13 protein-coding genes are annotated in these 15,030 nt (G+C 62.1%); 11 read left to right on the forward strand and 2 right to left on the reverse strand.

The genetic code is table 11. The features are described 5' to 3' along the window. Positions 1–18: 18 nt before the first annotated feature. From rpsD to eccB, 5 genes are all read left to right on the forward strand, one after another. Positions 19–624 carry a 30S ribosomal protein S4 gene (gene rpsD, locus HMPREF1287_RS10635; RefSeq protein WP_023016758.1) on the forward strand — a complete coding sequence of 202 codons (606 nt, stop codon included), beginning with the start codon at positions 19–21 and terminating at the stop codon, positions 622–624. A 114-nt stretch (positions 625–738) separates the two neighbouring features. Further along, a complete protein-coding gene (locus tag HMPREF1287_RS10640) occupies positions 739–1,749 on the forward strand; it encodes a DNA-directed RNA polymerase subunit alpha (protein WP_005277080.1) in 1,011 nt (336 codons plus the stop codon). A 67-nt stretch (positions 1,750–1,816) separates the two neighbouring features. Next, a complete protein-coding gene (rplQ, locus tag HMPREF1287_RS10645) occupies positions 1,817–2,329 on the forward strand; it encodes a 50S ribosomal protein L17 (RefSeq protein ID WP_005277082.1) in 513 nt (170 codons plus the stop codon). A 419-nt stretch (positions 2,330–2,748) separates the two neighbouring features. Further along, a complete protein-coding gene (gene truA, locus HMPREF1287_RS10650; RefSeq protein ID WP_023016759.1) occupies positions 2,749–3,630 on the forward strand; it encodes a tRNA pseudouridine(38-40) synthase TruA in 882 nt (293 codons plus the stop codon). Between the two features lie 93 nt (positions 3,631–3,723). Beyond that, positions 3,724–5,007: a type VII secretion protein EccB gene (gene eccB, locus HMPREF1287_RS10655; protein WP_023016760.1), complete on the forward strand. Its 1,284-nt coding sequence runs from the start codon at positions 3,724–3,726 to the stop codon at positions 5,005–5,007. Positions 5,008–5,074: 67 nt separating this feature from the next. Here eccB and HMPREF1287_RS10660 read toward each other — a convergent pair whose 3' ends face one another. Together HMPREF1287_RS10660 and HMPREF1287_RS10665 are read right to left on the reverse strand one after the other, a co-directional pair. Next, the gene (locus HMPREF1287_RS10660) at positions 5,075–6,325 is read right to left on the reverse strand and encodes a S8 family serine peptidase (protein WP_023016761.1); all 1,251 of its coding nucleotides are present in this window, start codon (positions 6,323–6,325) and stop codon (positions 5,075–5,077) included. After that, positions 6,325–7,773, reverse strand: a complete 1,449-nt coding sequence (locus HMPREF1287_RS10665; RefSeq protein ID WP_023016762.1) for a type VII secretion integral membrane protein EccD — start codon at positions 7,771–7,773, stop codon at positions 6,325–6,327. The genes HMPREF1287_RS10660 and HMPREF1287_RS10665 overlap by 1 nt, the downstream gene beginning before the upstream one ends. Positions 7,774–7,925: 152 nt before the next feature. Here HMPREF1287_RS10665 and HMPREF1287_RS10670 point away from each other — a divergent pair, with 152 nt between their 5' ends. The 6 genes from HMPREF1287_RS10670 (at position 7,926) to rpsI (ending at position 14,920) form a co-directional block, all read left to right on the forward strand. Further along, positions 7,926–11,615 (forward strand): type VII secretion protein EccC, encoded by a 3,690-nt coding sequence (locus HMPREF1287_RS10670; protein WP_023016763.1) that lies wholly within the window; start codon positions 7,926–7,928, stop codon positions 11,613–11,615. Further along, complete coding sequence (locus tag HMPREF1287_RS10675; RefSeq protein WP_023016764.1) at positions 11,616–12,794, forward strand: type VII secretion-associated protein; 1,179 nt, start codon at positions 11,616–11,618, stop codon at positions 12,792–12,794. 133 nt (positions 12,795–12,927) lie between these two features. Continuing rightward, entirely contained in the window at positions 12,928–13,242 is a 315-nt protein-coding gene (locus HMPREF1287_RS10680; RefSeq protein ID WP_005277114.1) for a WXG100 family type VII secretion target, read from the forward strand. A 44-nt stretch (positions 13,243–13,286) separates the two neighbouring features. Continuing rightward, positions 13,287–13,574, forward strand: a complete 288-nt coding sequence (locus HMPREF1287_RS10685; RefSeq protein ID WP_005277116.1) for a WXG100 family type VII secretion target — start codon at positions 13,287–13,289, stop codon at positions 13,572–13,574. A gap of 360 nt (positions 13,575–13,934) precedes the next feature. Continuing rightward, positions 13,935–14,378: a 50S ribosomal protein L13 gene (gene rplM / locus HMPREF1287_RS10690; protein ID WP_034653789.1), complete on the forward strand. Its 444-nt coding sequence runs from the start codon at positions 13,935–13,937 to the stop codon at positions 14,376–14,378. Beyond that, positions 14,378–14,920 (forward strand): 30S ribosomal protein S9, encoded by a 543-nt coding sequence (gene rpsI / locus HMPREF1287_RS10695; RefSeq protein WP_005281349.1) that lies wholly within the window; start codon positions 14,378–14,380, stop codon positions 14,918–14,920. The genes rplM and rpsI overlap by 1 nt, the downstream gene beginning before the upstream one ends. Positions 14,921–15,030: the final 110 nt, after the last annotated feature.

Consider the following 15,030-nt stretch of genomic DNA (forward strand, 5'->3'; position numbering starts at 1 on the left):
AAGGAAAGAGGTAAGAAAATGGCTCGTTACACTGGCCCCGCTACCCGCGTATCCCGCCGTCTTCGCGTCGACTTGGTCGGCGGAGACATGGCATTCGAGCGCCGCCCGTACCCTCCGGGACAGGCTGGCCGCAACCGCATCAAGGAATCTGAGTACCTGCTGCAGCTCCAGGAGAAGCAGAAGGCAAAGTACACCTACGGTGTGCTGGAGCGTCAGTTCCGCCGCTACTACACCGAGGCTAACCGCCTCCCAGGCAAGACCGGTGACAACCTGGTCATCCTGCTGGAGACCCGCCTCGACAACGTGGTTTACCGCGCAGGTCTGGCACGCACCCGCCGCCAGGCTCGCCAGCTCGTTTCCCACGGTCACTTCACCGTGAACGGCAAGAACATCAACATCCCGTCCTACCGGGTTACGCAGTACGACATCATCGATGTCCGCCCGCGTTCCCAGAAGATGGAATGGTTCGAAGACGCTCAGGACGCTCTTATCGATGCCAACGTACCGGCATGGTTGCAGGTCGTTCCTGATACGCTGCGCATCCTCGTGCACCAGTTGCCCGAGCGCGCTCAGATCGACATTCCGCTGCAAGAGCAGCTCATCGTCGAGCTTTACTCGAAGTAAACTGTTATACCGCACGGCCCTGCAAGGCCACGCGGTCCATCAGGAATCTTCAACCTCAAGATTTTTACCCCCTCTACCGGCGTCAAATAGCGGTCGCCGAAAAGGAGAATTGCAATGCTCATTTCCCAGCGTCCTCAGCTCACCGAGGAATTCATCGACTCGTCTCGTTCCAAGTTCGTTATCGAACCGCTCGAGCCGGGCTTTGGCTACACCCTCGGTAACTCGCTGCGTCGCACCCTGCTGTCGTCCATCCCGGGCGCAGCGGTAACCTCCATCAAGATTGATGGTGTGCTCCACGAGTTCACCACCATCAACGGTGTGAAGGAAGACGTTTCTGAGATCATCTTGAACATCAAGAGCATGGTCCTATCCTCCGACTCCGATGAGCCGGTGGTTATGTACCTGAGCAAGGAAGGCCCTGGTGATGTCACCGCGGGCGATATCCAGCCGCCGGCTGGCGTGGAGATCCACAACCCGGATCTGCACATCGCTTCGCTAAATGACACCGCTAAGCTGGACATTGAGCTCGTCGTCGAGCGCGGCCGTGGCTACGTCCCGGCTGCCGCAACTTCTGGGGAAATCGGCCGTATTCCAATCGACCAGATCTACTCCCCAGTGCTGAAGGTCTCCTACAAGGTCGAAGCTACTCGTGTTGAGCAGCGCACCGACTTTGACAAGCTGACTATCGACGTCGAAACCAAGAACTCGATTTCCGCACGCGACGCCCTGGCTTCTGCCGGTGGCACCTTGGTCGAACTGTTCGGCCTGGCACGCGAGCTGAACAACGCAGCCGAAGGCATCGAGATTGGTCCCTCCCCGCAGGAGACCGAGTACATCGCCGCCTACGGCATGCCTATCGAGGACTTGAACTTCTCCGTTCGCTCCTATAACTGCCTGAAGCGTCAGGAAATCCACACCGTCGGCGAGCTTGCAGAATGCACCGAGTCCGACCTGCTGGATATCCGTAACTTCGGTCAGAAGTCGATTAATGAGGTAAAGATCAAGCTGGCTAACTTGGGCCTTGCTCTGAAGGACACCCCTGAGGACTTCGACCCAACCCAGCTCGAGGGCTACGACGCAGAAACCGGTGACTTCAAGGACCCGGCTGCGGACGATTCCGAGTAAAGAATCACCCTGAACTGCGGCACTCGTTGCCGCGCGCTCAACTTTTACCGCACACGAGGAGTAAACAATGCCTACCCCGAAGAAGGGTGCCCGTCTCGGTGGCTCCGCCAAGCAGCAAGCTCACATGCTGAGCAACTTGGCAGCTAGCCTGATCGAGCACGGCGCCATCAAGACCACCGATGCCAAGGCGAAGGTTCTTCGCCCGTACGTCGAAAAGATCATCACCAAGGCTAAGTCCGGCACCATTGCTGACCGCCGCGCAGTGCTGAAGCTCATCCCGCGCAAGGATGTTGTTTCCCACCTGTTCGACGAGGTTGCACCGAAGTTTGAGAACCGTGAGGGTGGCTACACCCGCACCATCAAGCTGGACAACCGCACCGGTGACAACGCCCCGATGTCCCAGATCTCCCTCGTTCTTGAGGAGACCGTGACCTCCGAGGCTAACCGCGCTACCCGCGCTGCCGCTTCCAAGGCTGCTGAGGCTGAAGAGGCTCAGGCAGACGAGGCTGCGGAGACCGAGGCTCCGGCCGAGGACACCGCAGCTGAGAACACCTCTGCTGAGGAGTCCGAGGAGAAGTAATCTCCCTCGGTCACTGAATTCGCGCAGGCCCTAACGCCCTGCGTGGATTGCAGTTCCTACTCGCAGAAGTAGCGCATAATCGCCGCCTTCCCATTCTCTTTACGAAGAGACAGGGGAGGCGGCTTTTGTCGTTTTGGACTTGGAGCCTCAGGTACTTGGTCCCACTCCGTCGTCCCGCCCCTCGTCCCACTCCGTCGTGCGACTTCGCCATGCAGCGGACCACGCAACTTCCAATCCACAACGACAACTATGTACAACCTCCTACGCTCAACCTCCTATGCGCATCCTCCACTGCAATAACTGAGCAAATACGGCCTTCAGATATTGCATTTTCTGCTCAAAACGAACAGGGGAGGTGTAGCAGGAGAGGTTGCACATTTCGGGAACTCGCCGATGCCTCCGGTAGCATTAGGTCCACCATGACTGAAGCAGCAGCGATCGCAGATGAGGGACCAGCAGAAGGATTCGTTCGGATCCGGGTAGATCTGGCCTATGACGGCACCGATTTTCACGGATGGGCCAGGCAAAAGGGCGGACTGCGCACCGTCCAAGGCGTGCTCGAGGAGCAGCTAGCAATGATCGCTCGGACGGAGGTACCGCTGACGGTAGCTGGGCGTACGGATGCGGGCGTCCATGCTCGCGGGCAGGTGGCGCACGTGGATGTGCCACAGGAGATGCTGGAGCAACGGTCCGTAGCAAATGATCCCGGGAAGTTGGTGCGCAGGCTTGCCAAGTTGTTGCCGGAAGACGTCCGGGTGCACGGCTGCGATTTCGCGCCAGAAGGTTTTGATGCCCGATTTTCTGCGCTGCGCAGGCATTATGTGTACCGGATAACCACCAGCCCGCGGGGTGTGCTGCCGACGCGGGCGCGCGATACGGCCGAATGGTTCAAACCGGTAGACATCGGGGCCATGCAAGACGCGGCCAATGCGCTGGTGGGTCTGCACGATTTTGCGGCCTTTTGTAAGGCCAAGCCGAATGCCACCACCATTCGCGAATTACAGGAATTTAGCTGGCAGGATGTCTCGACGCCGGAGGAACCGCAGCTCTTTGAGGCCCGGGTGACCGCGGACGCCTTCTGCTGGTCGATGGTGCGCTCTTTGGTTGGCTGTTGCTTAAGCGTTGGGGAAGGCCGCAGGGACGTCGACTTTGCCGCGGCGTTGCTGCAGGAAACCAAGCGCTCCTCTCGCATCCCAGTGGCACCGGCGAAGGGCCTGTCTTTAGTGCAGGTGGATTACCCGGAGGCGGGCGAAATGTCCGCGCGGGCGGATATAACGAGGGAAAAGCGCACGACCTTGTGAAAACACGCTGCCAAGTGGCAGGGGTGAGGAGCCTGCGCTAGCCTGAGGTCTGGGTTTATTTAGACTTTTCGGGGAATTTTCGGGGGGAAATTCATGGCACGTCCATTGCCAACGACCAAGGCCCAAGTCTCGGGCCATAAATTTTTACGCCGGCGTGTGGAACACGGGCTCGTATTGGGCGATACCCGTATGATCCACGATCCGCTGGCTCGCCGCCGCAAGGCGATGATATTCGGCGGAGTAGGAGTGGCCTTTTTAGCGGTCGGCTCGGGCCTTTTGGCTTGGCTGCAGCCGAGCCCGCAGCCAGGGGATGCGCCCATCGTGCGCTCGGAGCAAGGCCAGCTCTTCGTGGACGTCAACGATACGTATCACCCCGTTTACAACCTCTCTTCCGCGCGGATCATCGCCGGCGAGGCGGCCGAGGCGCAGACCATTGGGGACGAGCATTTGCGCGAGGCCTCGTTGGGCACGCCGGTGGGAATTTCGGATGCTCCCGGCTATTTGGCCGCACCGGGCGAGACCCCGCAGCGCTCGTGGGCGGCGTGCCTTGCCGGCCACGATGAGCGGCCCGCGGATAATCCCACCAGCATCGATGGCCAACAGGTGGCCCAAGAAGAGGTCATCGTGGTGGCGGATCCGCCGCAGGAGGGTTTTGGGGAGGAGCGCGCCGCGCTCGCAGAAACGGATGGTGTGCAGTGGCTGCTCACCGCGGACGGGCGCGTGCGCTTGCCCGATGCGCAGAGCACGGAGGGCCGGGTCATCCGCCGCGGGATTGGCATCGACGGGAGCACCCATTCCTGGCCCGTCCCCGCGGAGTTGCTCAATGCCTTTGCGGAGCAGCCGCCGCTGACGTTTCCCGATCCGCTGCCGGACATCATGGACACCGGGCAGGGCCAGTGGGCCCAAACGGACGACGGCGTCGCCGAGCTTTCCGCCACCCAGGCAGACATGTTGGTTAGCTACGGCGCGACGCGCAAAGAAGCCTCACCACAAGAGGTAGGCGCGCTTGCCGATGCCCCCTTAAACTTCCGCCTGCCCGCCACCACCTTCGACTTCGTTGGCCCAGATGAGGGCTGGATGTGCGCTGATAGCGATGGTGGGGCAGCGCTGGTGACTGAGAACCCCGGGACGGTAGCGCTCGCCGGAGAGGGTATAGCGGATCGTTTTGGCGGGCTATCGGCAGGCGGCGTCGGAGTGGATACCGGGCATGGCTATCACGTTGTCTCGCCTACGGGGCAGCGCCATGCGGTGGACAATAAGGAACTCTTGGAGGCCCTCGGCACCGGTATTGGGGCGGAGGTTCCGTGGGAAATCATCCGGCTACTGCCAGAGGCTTCGCGCTTGGACCGGGACGAAGCCCTGCAGGTCAGCCACTAGGCGGTGCTATCCCGCACCGCGCTTGATGCTCGTACTGACCAGCACGAGCAATAAAACTTACGCCGACTTACTCAGACTTCGGTCGGCGTAGCCCGCGAGCAATCGCCAGGCCGGTCAGCAGCAGGACTAACCCGCCGAGCACCCAGCCGGTTCGGCTCGCAGCCGGGGAGCGTTCGTCTTTGGCGGGCTGGATAGTCAGATCGCGCGCGGGTGCGGCATATTCGCCATCGATATGCGTCAGGGCGGCGAGCGGATCGATGAAACCGTTGCCGGGCTCGCCGGCGGAAAGCAGCCGTTGGCGTATATCGGCAGCGCTGGCGTCTGGGTAGCGCTCGGCTAATAGGGCGGCGGTGCCGCTGACTACTGGGGCCGCGAATGAGGTGCCATGGAACTGTGCCAGGGAATCCTGTTGGTTCTTCCCGTCCGCCCAGCCACCGGCGGGATTAAGCGCTAAAGGGACGAAGCCGTGGGCGGATAATTGTGGGCCATCGGCAGGCGTGAGGGAGTACTCGGCGAGTGCGTGGGCATCCTCTTGGGCGCTAACGGATAAAACGGTTGGTGAATCAGCGGGAAAGACGTGATCGCCTTCTTCGCAGGTGCCGGAGGAAATATTGCCGGAGGCTGCGATGACTACCGCGCCGGCATCTTCTGCGTGGCCGAGCGCCTCATCCAAGCGGGAGCTATCGATGCGCCGCGCGGTCTTCTCTGGAACGCAGGACACCACGGAAATATTGATCACCCGGGCGTTGTCCTCCACGGCATGATCGATGGCGCGGGCCAATGTGTCGAGCGAGCCGGTGGTGCTGTCCTCGTCGGACTCGCCGGCTGTGTCATCGTACTGGCGATAATGCGCGCTGGTTTGGCGGATGGCGCGGATCTCAGCGCGTGGGGCGATGCCAATATCGTGCCCGGCAATGATGCCGGCTACAACGGTGCCGTGCAGGTCGCAATCTCGGTGCGGATCCGGTTCTTCCGGAGTGACCAGGTCCGCGCCTGCGGTGAGATTCGGCAGCTGATCGTGGTGGGCAACGCCGGTATCGATGACGGCTACCTTTATGCCCTCGCCCGTGGCAAAGGAATGCAGCTGGGAACGGTAGGCGCGTTGGTCCTCGGAAGGCTCTGGCGCTAGGGGAGAAGGATGCGCGGTGGCGCATTCCCGGTCCGGTTCCCGTGCGCCCGCGATGGGCGCGGTGGGAGCTCCTGTGATGAAATCGCCGGTTCCGGCGAGGACACATGCGGTAAGGGCGCAAGCAGCAAGCCTTGAACTGCCGCTGAAACCAGGTAGTGCGGAAGAACGACGCGAGCGGGTTTGGCCCATTATCCCAGCCCCCTGATGAGCTCGAAGATCCCGGCGAGGTGCGCGGCAAGCGGCAGGCAGGCGGCGATGGTGAGGGACTCAATGCGTTCGAACCAGGCGATGGTCGTTGGTTCCACCTCGCTCATTTTGGCCGTCCACAGTGGTGCGCTTAGCATCGCGGTAAGCAGGAGGGCCGCAACCACCGTTGGCGCCCAAGCGCCAGCAAGCCCATCTGCGGCAATCGCATGCACGGCGCACAGGCAGGCGGTAAGACAGGCAACCATGGCGACGAGCATGAGAGCCCAGCTAGCAAGCACGCGCCCGTGACGCGCGGCGTGCATGACCACCGTTCCGGCAACGGAGACGCAGAGTGCTTGGACGAAGCCGAGCCCGGTTAAACCGGTGCCGAAAAGCACGGCGATGCGAGACCCGATGGTAGCGGCGGATCCCGCCTCGTCCACGGTCCCGTCCGTGGCCACAAGGGTGCCGGTGCCAGTGAAACTGAGCGCGATAAGGGCCGGGATGAGGCAGAGCGCGATTGCGCAGCAGATGCCCTCGTAGGCGTACCCGGCGCGGGTGGCGCGATCGTCCACGTCGGGCTGAAGCTCATCCGAGACGGCGAGGTCTTGGCCTGCGGTGGGCAATTGCGGCACCTTGAGCCCCGCGGTGGCGATGGTCAGCGCGGGGGCGGTGGCAAGCATTATGACGCCTGCGATAACGGTGCCCGCAGCCGCTGCCGTGCCGTGGCTCGTGCCGATGCCCGAATTGCCGCTGAGCCCAGGAAGCAGGTAGCTCACGGCTGCAATGAGCACTAGCCCGGCGATGGTGAGCGCGCCGGAGGTAATGCGTACCGTGCTTAACCGGGTGAGGTGGCAGGCCAATAACGCCGCGAGCAGGGTGGCGCTGGTGGTGAGGGCGGCATAGGGGGCATCGGCAAGCGCGGGCGAAATAAGTGCCCAGCCGCTCGCCGCCCCTGCCGCCAGGGTGAGCATGACAAGCGATAGCGCCCGCGTCCACAGTGCGAGCACGAAGGCCGCGATGGCGAGCCCGGCGCAGGCCACCGCTGGGAGCGAGAGTACCCAAGCGACGGCGAAGGCCGCGGCAAGCCCCGCCCACGCCCAGACGATGGGAATGGCCGAAGTGGTGTCGTCGTGGCTCTGGGCGGCGAGGGATTCGGCGGCGTCGCGGATTACGGGCGCGGGCCGCTCCTCGCGCGGGGCGAGCACCAGGATGGAGCCTTCCGCTAGCGGCGTGGCGGCAAGCGGTGCGGTGAGGTCGATGGTGCGCCCAGAGGCCGTGCTGGCGCGCCAGGGTGAGTCGATCGCGGGTGCATCGACAAGGTCAGTAAGTTCTGCCATGAGCTCGCCGAGGCTGGAGCTTAATGGCAATGCCACGTCTGCTTCCTTGTGGAAGGAATCTGCGTGGATGCGGATGGTAAGGCGCAGGTGATGCGCCGTTGGAGCGGTCATAATTCCCCCGAATTGTCTAAAGATTGTGGGCGTCCCCCTTGCCCAATGCCACATATTGTGGCTTACTGGTGGCGTCGTGTCCACCGCAGCGCGGGGAATCTTGGCAGGGGGTCAAGGGCGCTAAGCGTGTGGATCGGGGGAGGATTTTACCCATGCTTGGGATCGGGGAAACCCACATCGTGGAGCCATTGTCCATGCCGCTTCGGGACGCGCCACCGCCGCTTCCCACCGGAACCATCGAGGCAGAGGAAGTTCCGGAAGCGGTGCGCCCGCAGCCGGTGCCGCTGGTGCGCCTGCTGCTGCCCATCGTGATGATCGCCGCGATGTTGGGCATGGTGGCGCTGATGGTGTTGGGCGCGGGCGATTCGCGGCATATCAGCCCGGTATCCCTGATGTTTCCGCTGATGATGCTGGCCAGTATGGCCATGATGTTTGGGCCGCACAATAGCGGGCAGGACCCGGATGAAACCCGGCGGACCTACTTGCGCCACATTAAGGCGCTGCGGGAAAAGGCGCTGGATAATGCCGGTGCGCAGCGTGCGCACGAGCTGTACCGGCATCCGGATTCGGCGGGGCTGGAACCGCTGGTGGGATCGCGGCGCATGTGGGAGCGTGGGCCTGATGATCCGGATGCCTTGGAGGTGCGCGTGGGCACTGGGCCCACCACGTTGTGCACGCCCATCAACGTGCCTGATTCTGGTGCGACCGAGGACCTGGACCCGGTCTGTGCGGTGAGCATGCGCCAGGCCATCAAGGCGGTGGGCACCGTGCCGGATCTCCCGGTGGTGATCCAATTGCAGGCCTTGAGGTTTTTATCCTTTACCGGCGATAATGCCCGCGATACGGTGCGCGCCCTCGTCATGCAGCTAGCCCTGGCGCACGGTCCCGAGACCATCGGGGTTGAGGCCATCGGCGGCGAGTGGGAGTGGCTAAAATGGCTGCCGCATACCCGGGAGCCGGATAAGGCGCGGTTTCGCATTGTGCTTGTCGATGCCCTCCTGACCACCGGCACCGAAGACTTCTTCCACGGCGATTCTTATATCACCGTCATTGAGGTAGGCGGCGCGCCGTCGTCTGCGTTGAGCCTGCGCGCGGAACAAGAAGGCCTGTGCCTCGTCGCGGCGGATACCCTGCAGGCGGTCACGGCCGCGGGCGTGGAAGAACTAGGCACACCCGATAGTTTGGGCACTGCCGCGGCCACGATTATGGCCCGCCGGATGGCGGTCTTTCGTCGCCCCGATAGCACCTCGGGGCGCCGGGGCAATGATTTGCTGGGGCTGCTCGGCTACAGCGGTGTGGATGAGTTGGCCGCTAGCGGCATGTGGCACGGGCGCGATGGTGCCTCGCGGCTCATGGTGCCCATCGGCATCGATTCCATCGGACAGCCGGTAACCGTGGATCTCAAAGAATCCGCGCATGGCGGAATGGGGCCGCACGGCCTGTGCATCGGGGCGACGGGCAGCGGTAAATCTGAGCTCCTGCGCACCCTGGTGACTGCACTTGCCGCCACGCATAGCCCGGATGAACTCAACCTGGTGTTGGTGGATTTCAAGGGTGGTGCGACCTTCCTAGGCTGTGACCGCCTGCCGCATACTTCTGCGGTCATTACCAACCTTGAAGAAGAATCCACCCTGGTAGAGCGCATGTACGATGCCATTTCCGGGGAGATGAACCGCCGTCAAGAACTCCTGCGTACCGCCGGCAACTTTGCCAATGTGGGCGAGTACAACGCTTCTGCGGATGCCGTGCGGGACTATGGGCCCTTGCCGGCGCTGGTCATCGTCGTCGACGAATTTTCCGAGCTCTTGGGCCAGCACCCGGACTTCGCCGAGCTCTTCGTTGCCGTGGGGCGCTTGGGGCGCAGCCTCCACGTGCACCTTCTTTTGGCCTCCCAAAGGCTCGAGGAAGGGCGCTTGCGGGGGCTAGATTCCCACTTGTCCTACAGAATCGGCCTGAAAACCTTTTCCTCCGCCGAATCCCGCCAGGTCCTTGGCGTGACCGATGCCTACCACCTTCCTGGCCAGCCCGGCGCCGGGTACTTGAAATCCGATGCCGAAGACCTCACCCGGTTTCAAGCCTCCTACGTGTCTGGGCCGCTCGCGCGCCGGGCTGCATCTGGCGCGGGGATGCACGCGGCCACGGACCTGGAAGGTAATCCTTCCGGCCCGCCGCGCCGGGTGGAGCTTTTTACGGGATGGGCGCAGGACGATGCCTCTGCACAGAATTCGCCCACGGTGGTGATGGATGAATCCACATCGGTTCTTACCGAGGTGGTTCGCGCCGCCGGCGAAGAGGCCGCCGCACGCGGCCAGGAGGCCCACCGCATTTGGCTGCCTCCGCTGCCGCCGGTCATTGAACTATCGTCCCTCGATATGGAGGGCGCGGAGTCCACCGCAGCGGAACTATCCGCGCCGATCGGGATTATCGATAGGCCGTACTACCAGCGCCAAGACCAATTGGTCATCGACTTTCACCAACACGGCGGCCACCTTGCCCTGTGCGGGGGACCGCAATCCGGCAAGTCCGGTGCGCTGCGCACGATAGTCTCGTCCCTGGCGCTTAACCGGCGACCGGAAGATATCCGCTTTTATGTCATCGACTTGGGCGGCGGGCAGTTAGCGGCCCTAGACCGGTTACCGCACGTTGCCGGGGTAGCCGGGCGCGAGGAAGGCGAAAAGATCCGCCGCATCGTCGATGAGGTCGCCGGGTTTATTCGCCGGCCGGAATCGCGCGAGACCTTCTTGATTATCGATGGCTGGCACCACATCGGTCCATCCAATGCGGAGTTTGAGGATTTAGCCGAATCCATCACGGATATCGTTGCGGACGGTGCCTCCGCCAACGTCCACGTTGTCATCGCGACCTCCCGGTGGACCACGATGCGCCCGGCGATTAGGGACCTCATCGCCCACCGCCTCGAGCTGCGCTTGGGTGAGGCACTCGATTCGCTTATTGACCGCAAGCTGCAGCAAAAACTGCCCAGCGCGCCGGGCAGGGGGCTGACACAGGCGGACGAAAATATGCTGCTCGCCCACACCTCGAATCAAGATATTGCCCATATCTGCCGCGTGCATGCTAACGCCGTTCCCGCCCCGCAGCTAAAGATGCTGCCCGCGGTTCTAACACCAGAGGCGCTCGCCGCCCATGGCGAAGCACCTACTGGCGGCATCCCGTGGGGCATCGGCGGGCGCGACCTTTCCACCCTGGCGTGGAATCCGGAGCGTGAGCCGCACCTGGTTGCCATCGGCGCCCAGGGCTGCGGCAAGTCCAATTTCTTAACACAGATAATGCGCGGGATTAGTAGCCTTCCGCGGGAGGCGGCGCGATTGGTGGTCATCGATCAGCGCCGCGCTCACCTGGGCACGCTGGATCAGGACATGGTGGCGGCCTATGCCGCAACGCAATCAAGCGCGCAGGAGGCAATCGTTAATACCGTGCGCACGCTGGAACAACGCTTGCCGGGGCCGGATATCACCCCAGAGCAACTCGCCGCCCGCGATTGGTGGGAGGGCCCGGATATTTACGTGGTGATCGATGATGCGGACTTGGTCAGCGATATAGCCTTGGCACCCTTACTCGATCTTCTGCCTCATGCGCGGGACATCGGCTTGCACATGGTCATCGCCCGAAAATCCGGCGGCATCGGCCGGGCACTGTTCGGCCAATTCTTTTCCGCGGTGCGCGATCTGCAACCCGCATTCCTGCTTTTCGATGCCGACCGCGACGAAGGCACCATCTTCGGGCTCAAGCCCAGCCACCAGCCGCCCGGGCGCGGGCAGTGGAGCATCCGCGGCGAAAACCTGGGAATCGCCCAGGTGGTCTATGGGGAAGGAGAAGAATAAATGTCTACAGAAACACCTATCTCCTCACCAGCGGCAACGATTACGGTGACCGTTATGGATGCGGCCACCATCTTTGAAGGCCCAGAGACCGTGTACCGCTACGATCTCGCCGGGACCGGCATCGTAGAAGGCAAGGCCTTAGGCCACGTCATGGACCAGATTGCGAAGATCGCTGGATCCGCTTGGCCGGACGTGGACGTATCCGTCATCGCGGATCCCTCTGGCACCGCCGTCTCCCGCGAGGCCGTCACCATTCTTACCCGCCAACTCGATGTAGCCGGCGCCCGCGTGCGGCAGCAGGACGCAACACCCGCACCGGAATCAACTCCAGCACGAGAGGCTGAATCGGCTGCGGGCGAGGCAGGGGCACCGTCGGCAGTAGCGGCGGCATCGGCACTTGCGGATGCCCCAGAATCCGCGCCCACCGCCCAGATGGATATTTCCACGGGCCGCACGGAAACAACGGCTGACCCGGGAACTGGTGCGCGAGCAGAAAAAGGGCAGGGGACAGGCACGCGGTGGGCCGATAAGCTGCGCGGCTGGATAGGTGCCATCGATATGTTTCATGTCGCCATCGTCGTGGTGATCCTCGCCGTCGTCGGCGCCTCGTGGTGGGCCATGGGGGCGAATGCGTCCGATAATGAGGACGGCGGCGAGGCCGGCACCGCCGCTGGAAGTGCCACCGCTGCGAGCGCCGCCGACTCCGTGCCAAAGGAAGAATCCGGTGGTGGCAGCGATGGCAACGCGGACGCGGCTGGCGACGCGGGCGGTGACGGCGAGCTCAACCCAGGCGAAAAGCGCCTTGATATCGAAGGGCTCTCCGTCGTCCTTCCCACCGGATTTCAGGCCACTGTGGAGGAAGGCCTAGTGACCGCCACAGGAGAAGACCCTGATTTAAGGATTCTCTTAGCGGCGGACTCGCTTTTTAACGTGCCGGCCAAGGCGCTCTTTGGTGAAATCAAAGCGCAGGTAGACAAGGATCCGGAACTGCGCGATGTATCCGAGGACGCAGGGCGTTTGCACTATATAGAAGACCCCGGCGATGGCTCCGTTGTGGAATGGACCATCTGGGAAGATACCGGGCACCACATGTCGGTGGGGTGCCATACCCGTCATAATGCCAATGCCGTGCAAAAAGCCGCGTGCCGGATGGCCACCGAATCCCTGAGTAAGAAATAAACAGAAAAGTTTTTAACGTCCCGGGAACCAAATGGGTCTGAGCACAGTCCAATAACGGTGAGAAAGCACAGAAGCTTTTTCGGGGGAAATCACACTCAACATCTCTTCCCGCCCTAAGGAGGGGCGCACTGTTATGTCTCAGACTTTTAAGACACAAGCCGATGTCATGGTCTCTACCGCCGGCCGCGTCGATAACACCAATGACGAGGTCCAAGGCGAGCTCACCCGCCTGCAGGGTGTAGTTGATTCTGTCCGCGGCAGCTGGGCCGGCCAGGCGCAGGTTTCATTCGATAACTTGATGCAGCGCTATAACACCTCCGCGCAGCAACTGCGCGAGGCATTGACCTCGATTTCTGAAAACATCCGCAGCAATGCCCACAACTTTGACAACGTCGAAGCCGAAAACACCCAGGCCTTCTCCAATGTTGGCGGCGGCCTCGCCCTGTAACCCAGCCACCTCCACCAGCAACTTCGAAAGGAAGCATTTTTCCCATGTCCGAAATTAAGTACCAATTCGGCGCCATCTCTTCTGCCGCAGCTGACATCAACGCCACCTCCGGCCGCATCAACAGCACCTTGGCCGACCTCAAGTCCCGCCTCCAGCCCATGGTGAGCACCTGGGAAGGTGAATCCGCAGTGGCTTATAACCAGGCCCAGGCCAAGTGGGATAAGGCAGCACAAGAACTCAATACCGTGCTGGCAACCATCTCCAAGACCGTGTCCCAGGGCAATGACGCCATGAGCGATGTCAACCGCCGCGCCGCCGCTAGCTGGGGTTAACGCACCCTTGGCGGCATCTATCTAACCTGTTTCTTTAAAGCGCAATAGGGGAGTCGGGCGGTGCCCGTGCCCGTATCCATCCGGCAGGAGGCGAACGCAGCCGCCGTCTCCTTACCGCGCTACTTGCACAAACCGCCACATAGAACCTCTTTTACCGGTACCTCTTCTTCCTGGAAAGGTGCCGGTTTTGGCGTTTTGGTCTTTTACTCCGGTAGCGGCTAAAGTTGTAGCCCTATGTGTTCGCTCGTCGGCAAGCAGCTGGCGAAGCGCTTCCCGCAGGTCTCCACCGGCCGCTGTTGGGAAGCGAATGGATGCTTAGCGCTGGCCGGCAGTTCCGAGACAGACTTTCAAGGAGTCATTTTGTCTACTTTCCACCCAAAGAGCGGTGACATCACCCGCAAGTGGTACGTCATCGATGCTACTGACGTGGTGCTGGGCAAGCTTGCTTCCACCGTGGCAGACCTGCTGCGCGGCAAGCACAAGCCACAGTTCGCACCCAACGTTGACACCGGTGACCACGTCATCATCATCAACGCTGACAAGATTCACGTTTCTTCCACCAAGCGCGACCGCGAAATGCGCTACCGCCACTCCGGTTACCCGGGCGGTCTGAAGTCCATGACCCTGGGTCAGTCTTTGGACGCCAACCCGGTCCGCGTTATCGAAGAATCTGTTGCCGGCATGATGCCGCACAACAAGCTCTCCCGCGCTTCCATCAAGAAGCTGCACGTCTTCGCAGGCGATGAGCACCCGTACGCCGGTCAGAAGCCGGAAACCTTCGAGTTTAAGCAGGTGGCACAGTAATGGCTGAGCAGAACATCGACAACAATGTAGCCGAGGCTGCTGACATCGCTGCAGCAAGCGCCGCTACCGAAGAGTTCACCAACACCATCGGTGATTCGTTGGCTAGCGCCAACCCTGAGACCGAGGCAGAGGTTGAGGCCGCTGCTCCGGTTCACGAGGGTCCAATTCAGACCGTCGGTCGCCGTAAGCGCGCCGTCGCTCGCGTTCGCCTCGTTGCTGGCTCCGGCCAGATCGTGGTCAACGGCCGCGAGTTCGCTGAGTACTTCCCGAACAAGCTGCACCAGCAGGACATCCTCACCCCGCTGACCCTGCTGGACCGCGAGAACCAGTTTGACCTGAAGGTCACCGTTAACGGTGGTGGCCCAACCGGTCAGTCCGGTGCCCTGCGCCTGGCTATCGCTCGTGCACTGAACATCTACAACCCGGCTGATCGCTCCACCCTGAAGAAGGCTGGTTTGCTCACCCGTGACGCTCGTGCAGTTGAGCGTAAGAAGGCTGGTCTGCACAAGGCACGTCGCGCACCGCAGTACTCCAAGCGTTAATCTCGCTTCTACTGCGCGCGCAAGCGCCATACATTGCCGCTGCTTCCCATTCTGGGAGGCGGCGGCTTTGTCGTTTTATCGCTCTTGGCGGTGTCCCTTTCGGTTGGGAC

The sequence above is a fragment of the Corynebacterium sp. KPL1986 genome (assembly GCF_000477975.1).
Lineage (GTDB): Bacteria > Actinomycetota > Actinomycetes > Mycobacteriales > Mycobacteriaceae > Corynebacterium > Corynebacterium accolens.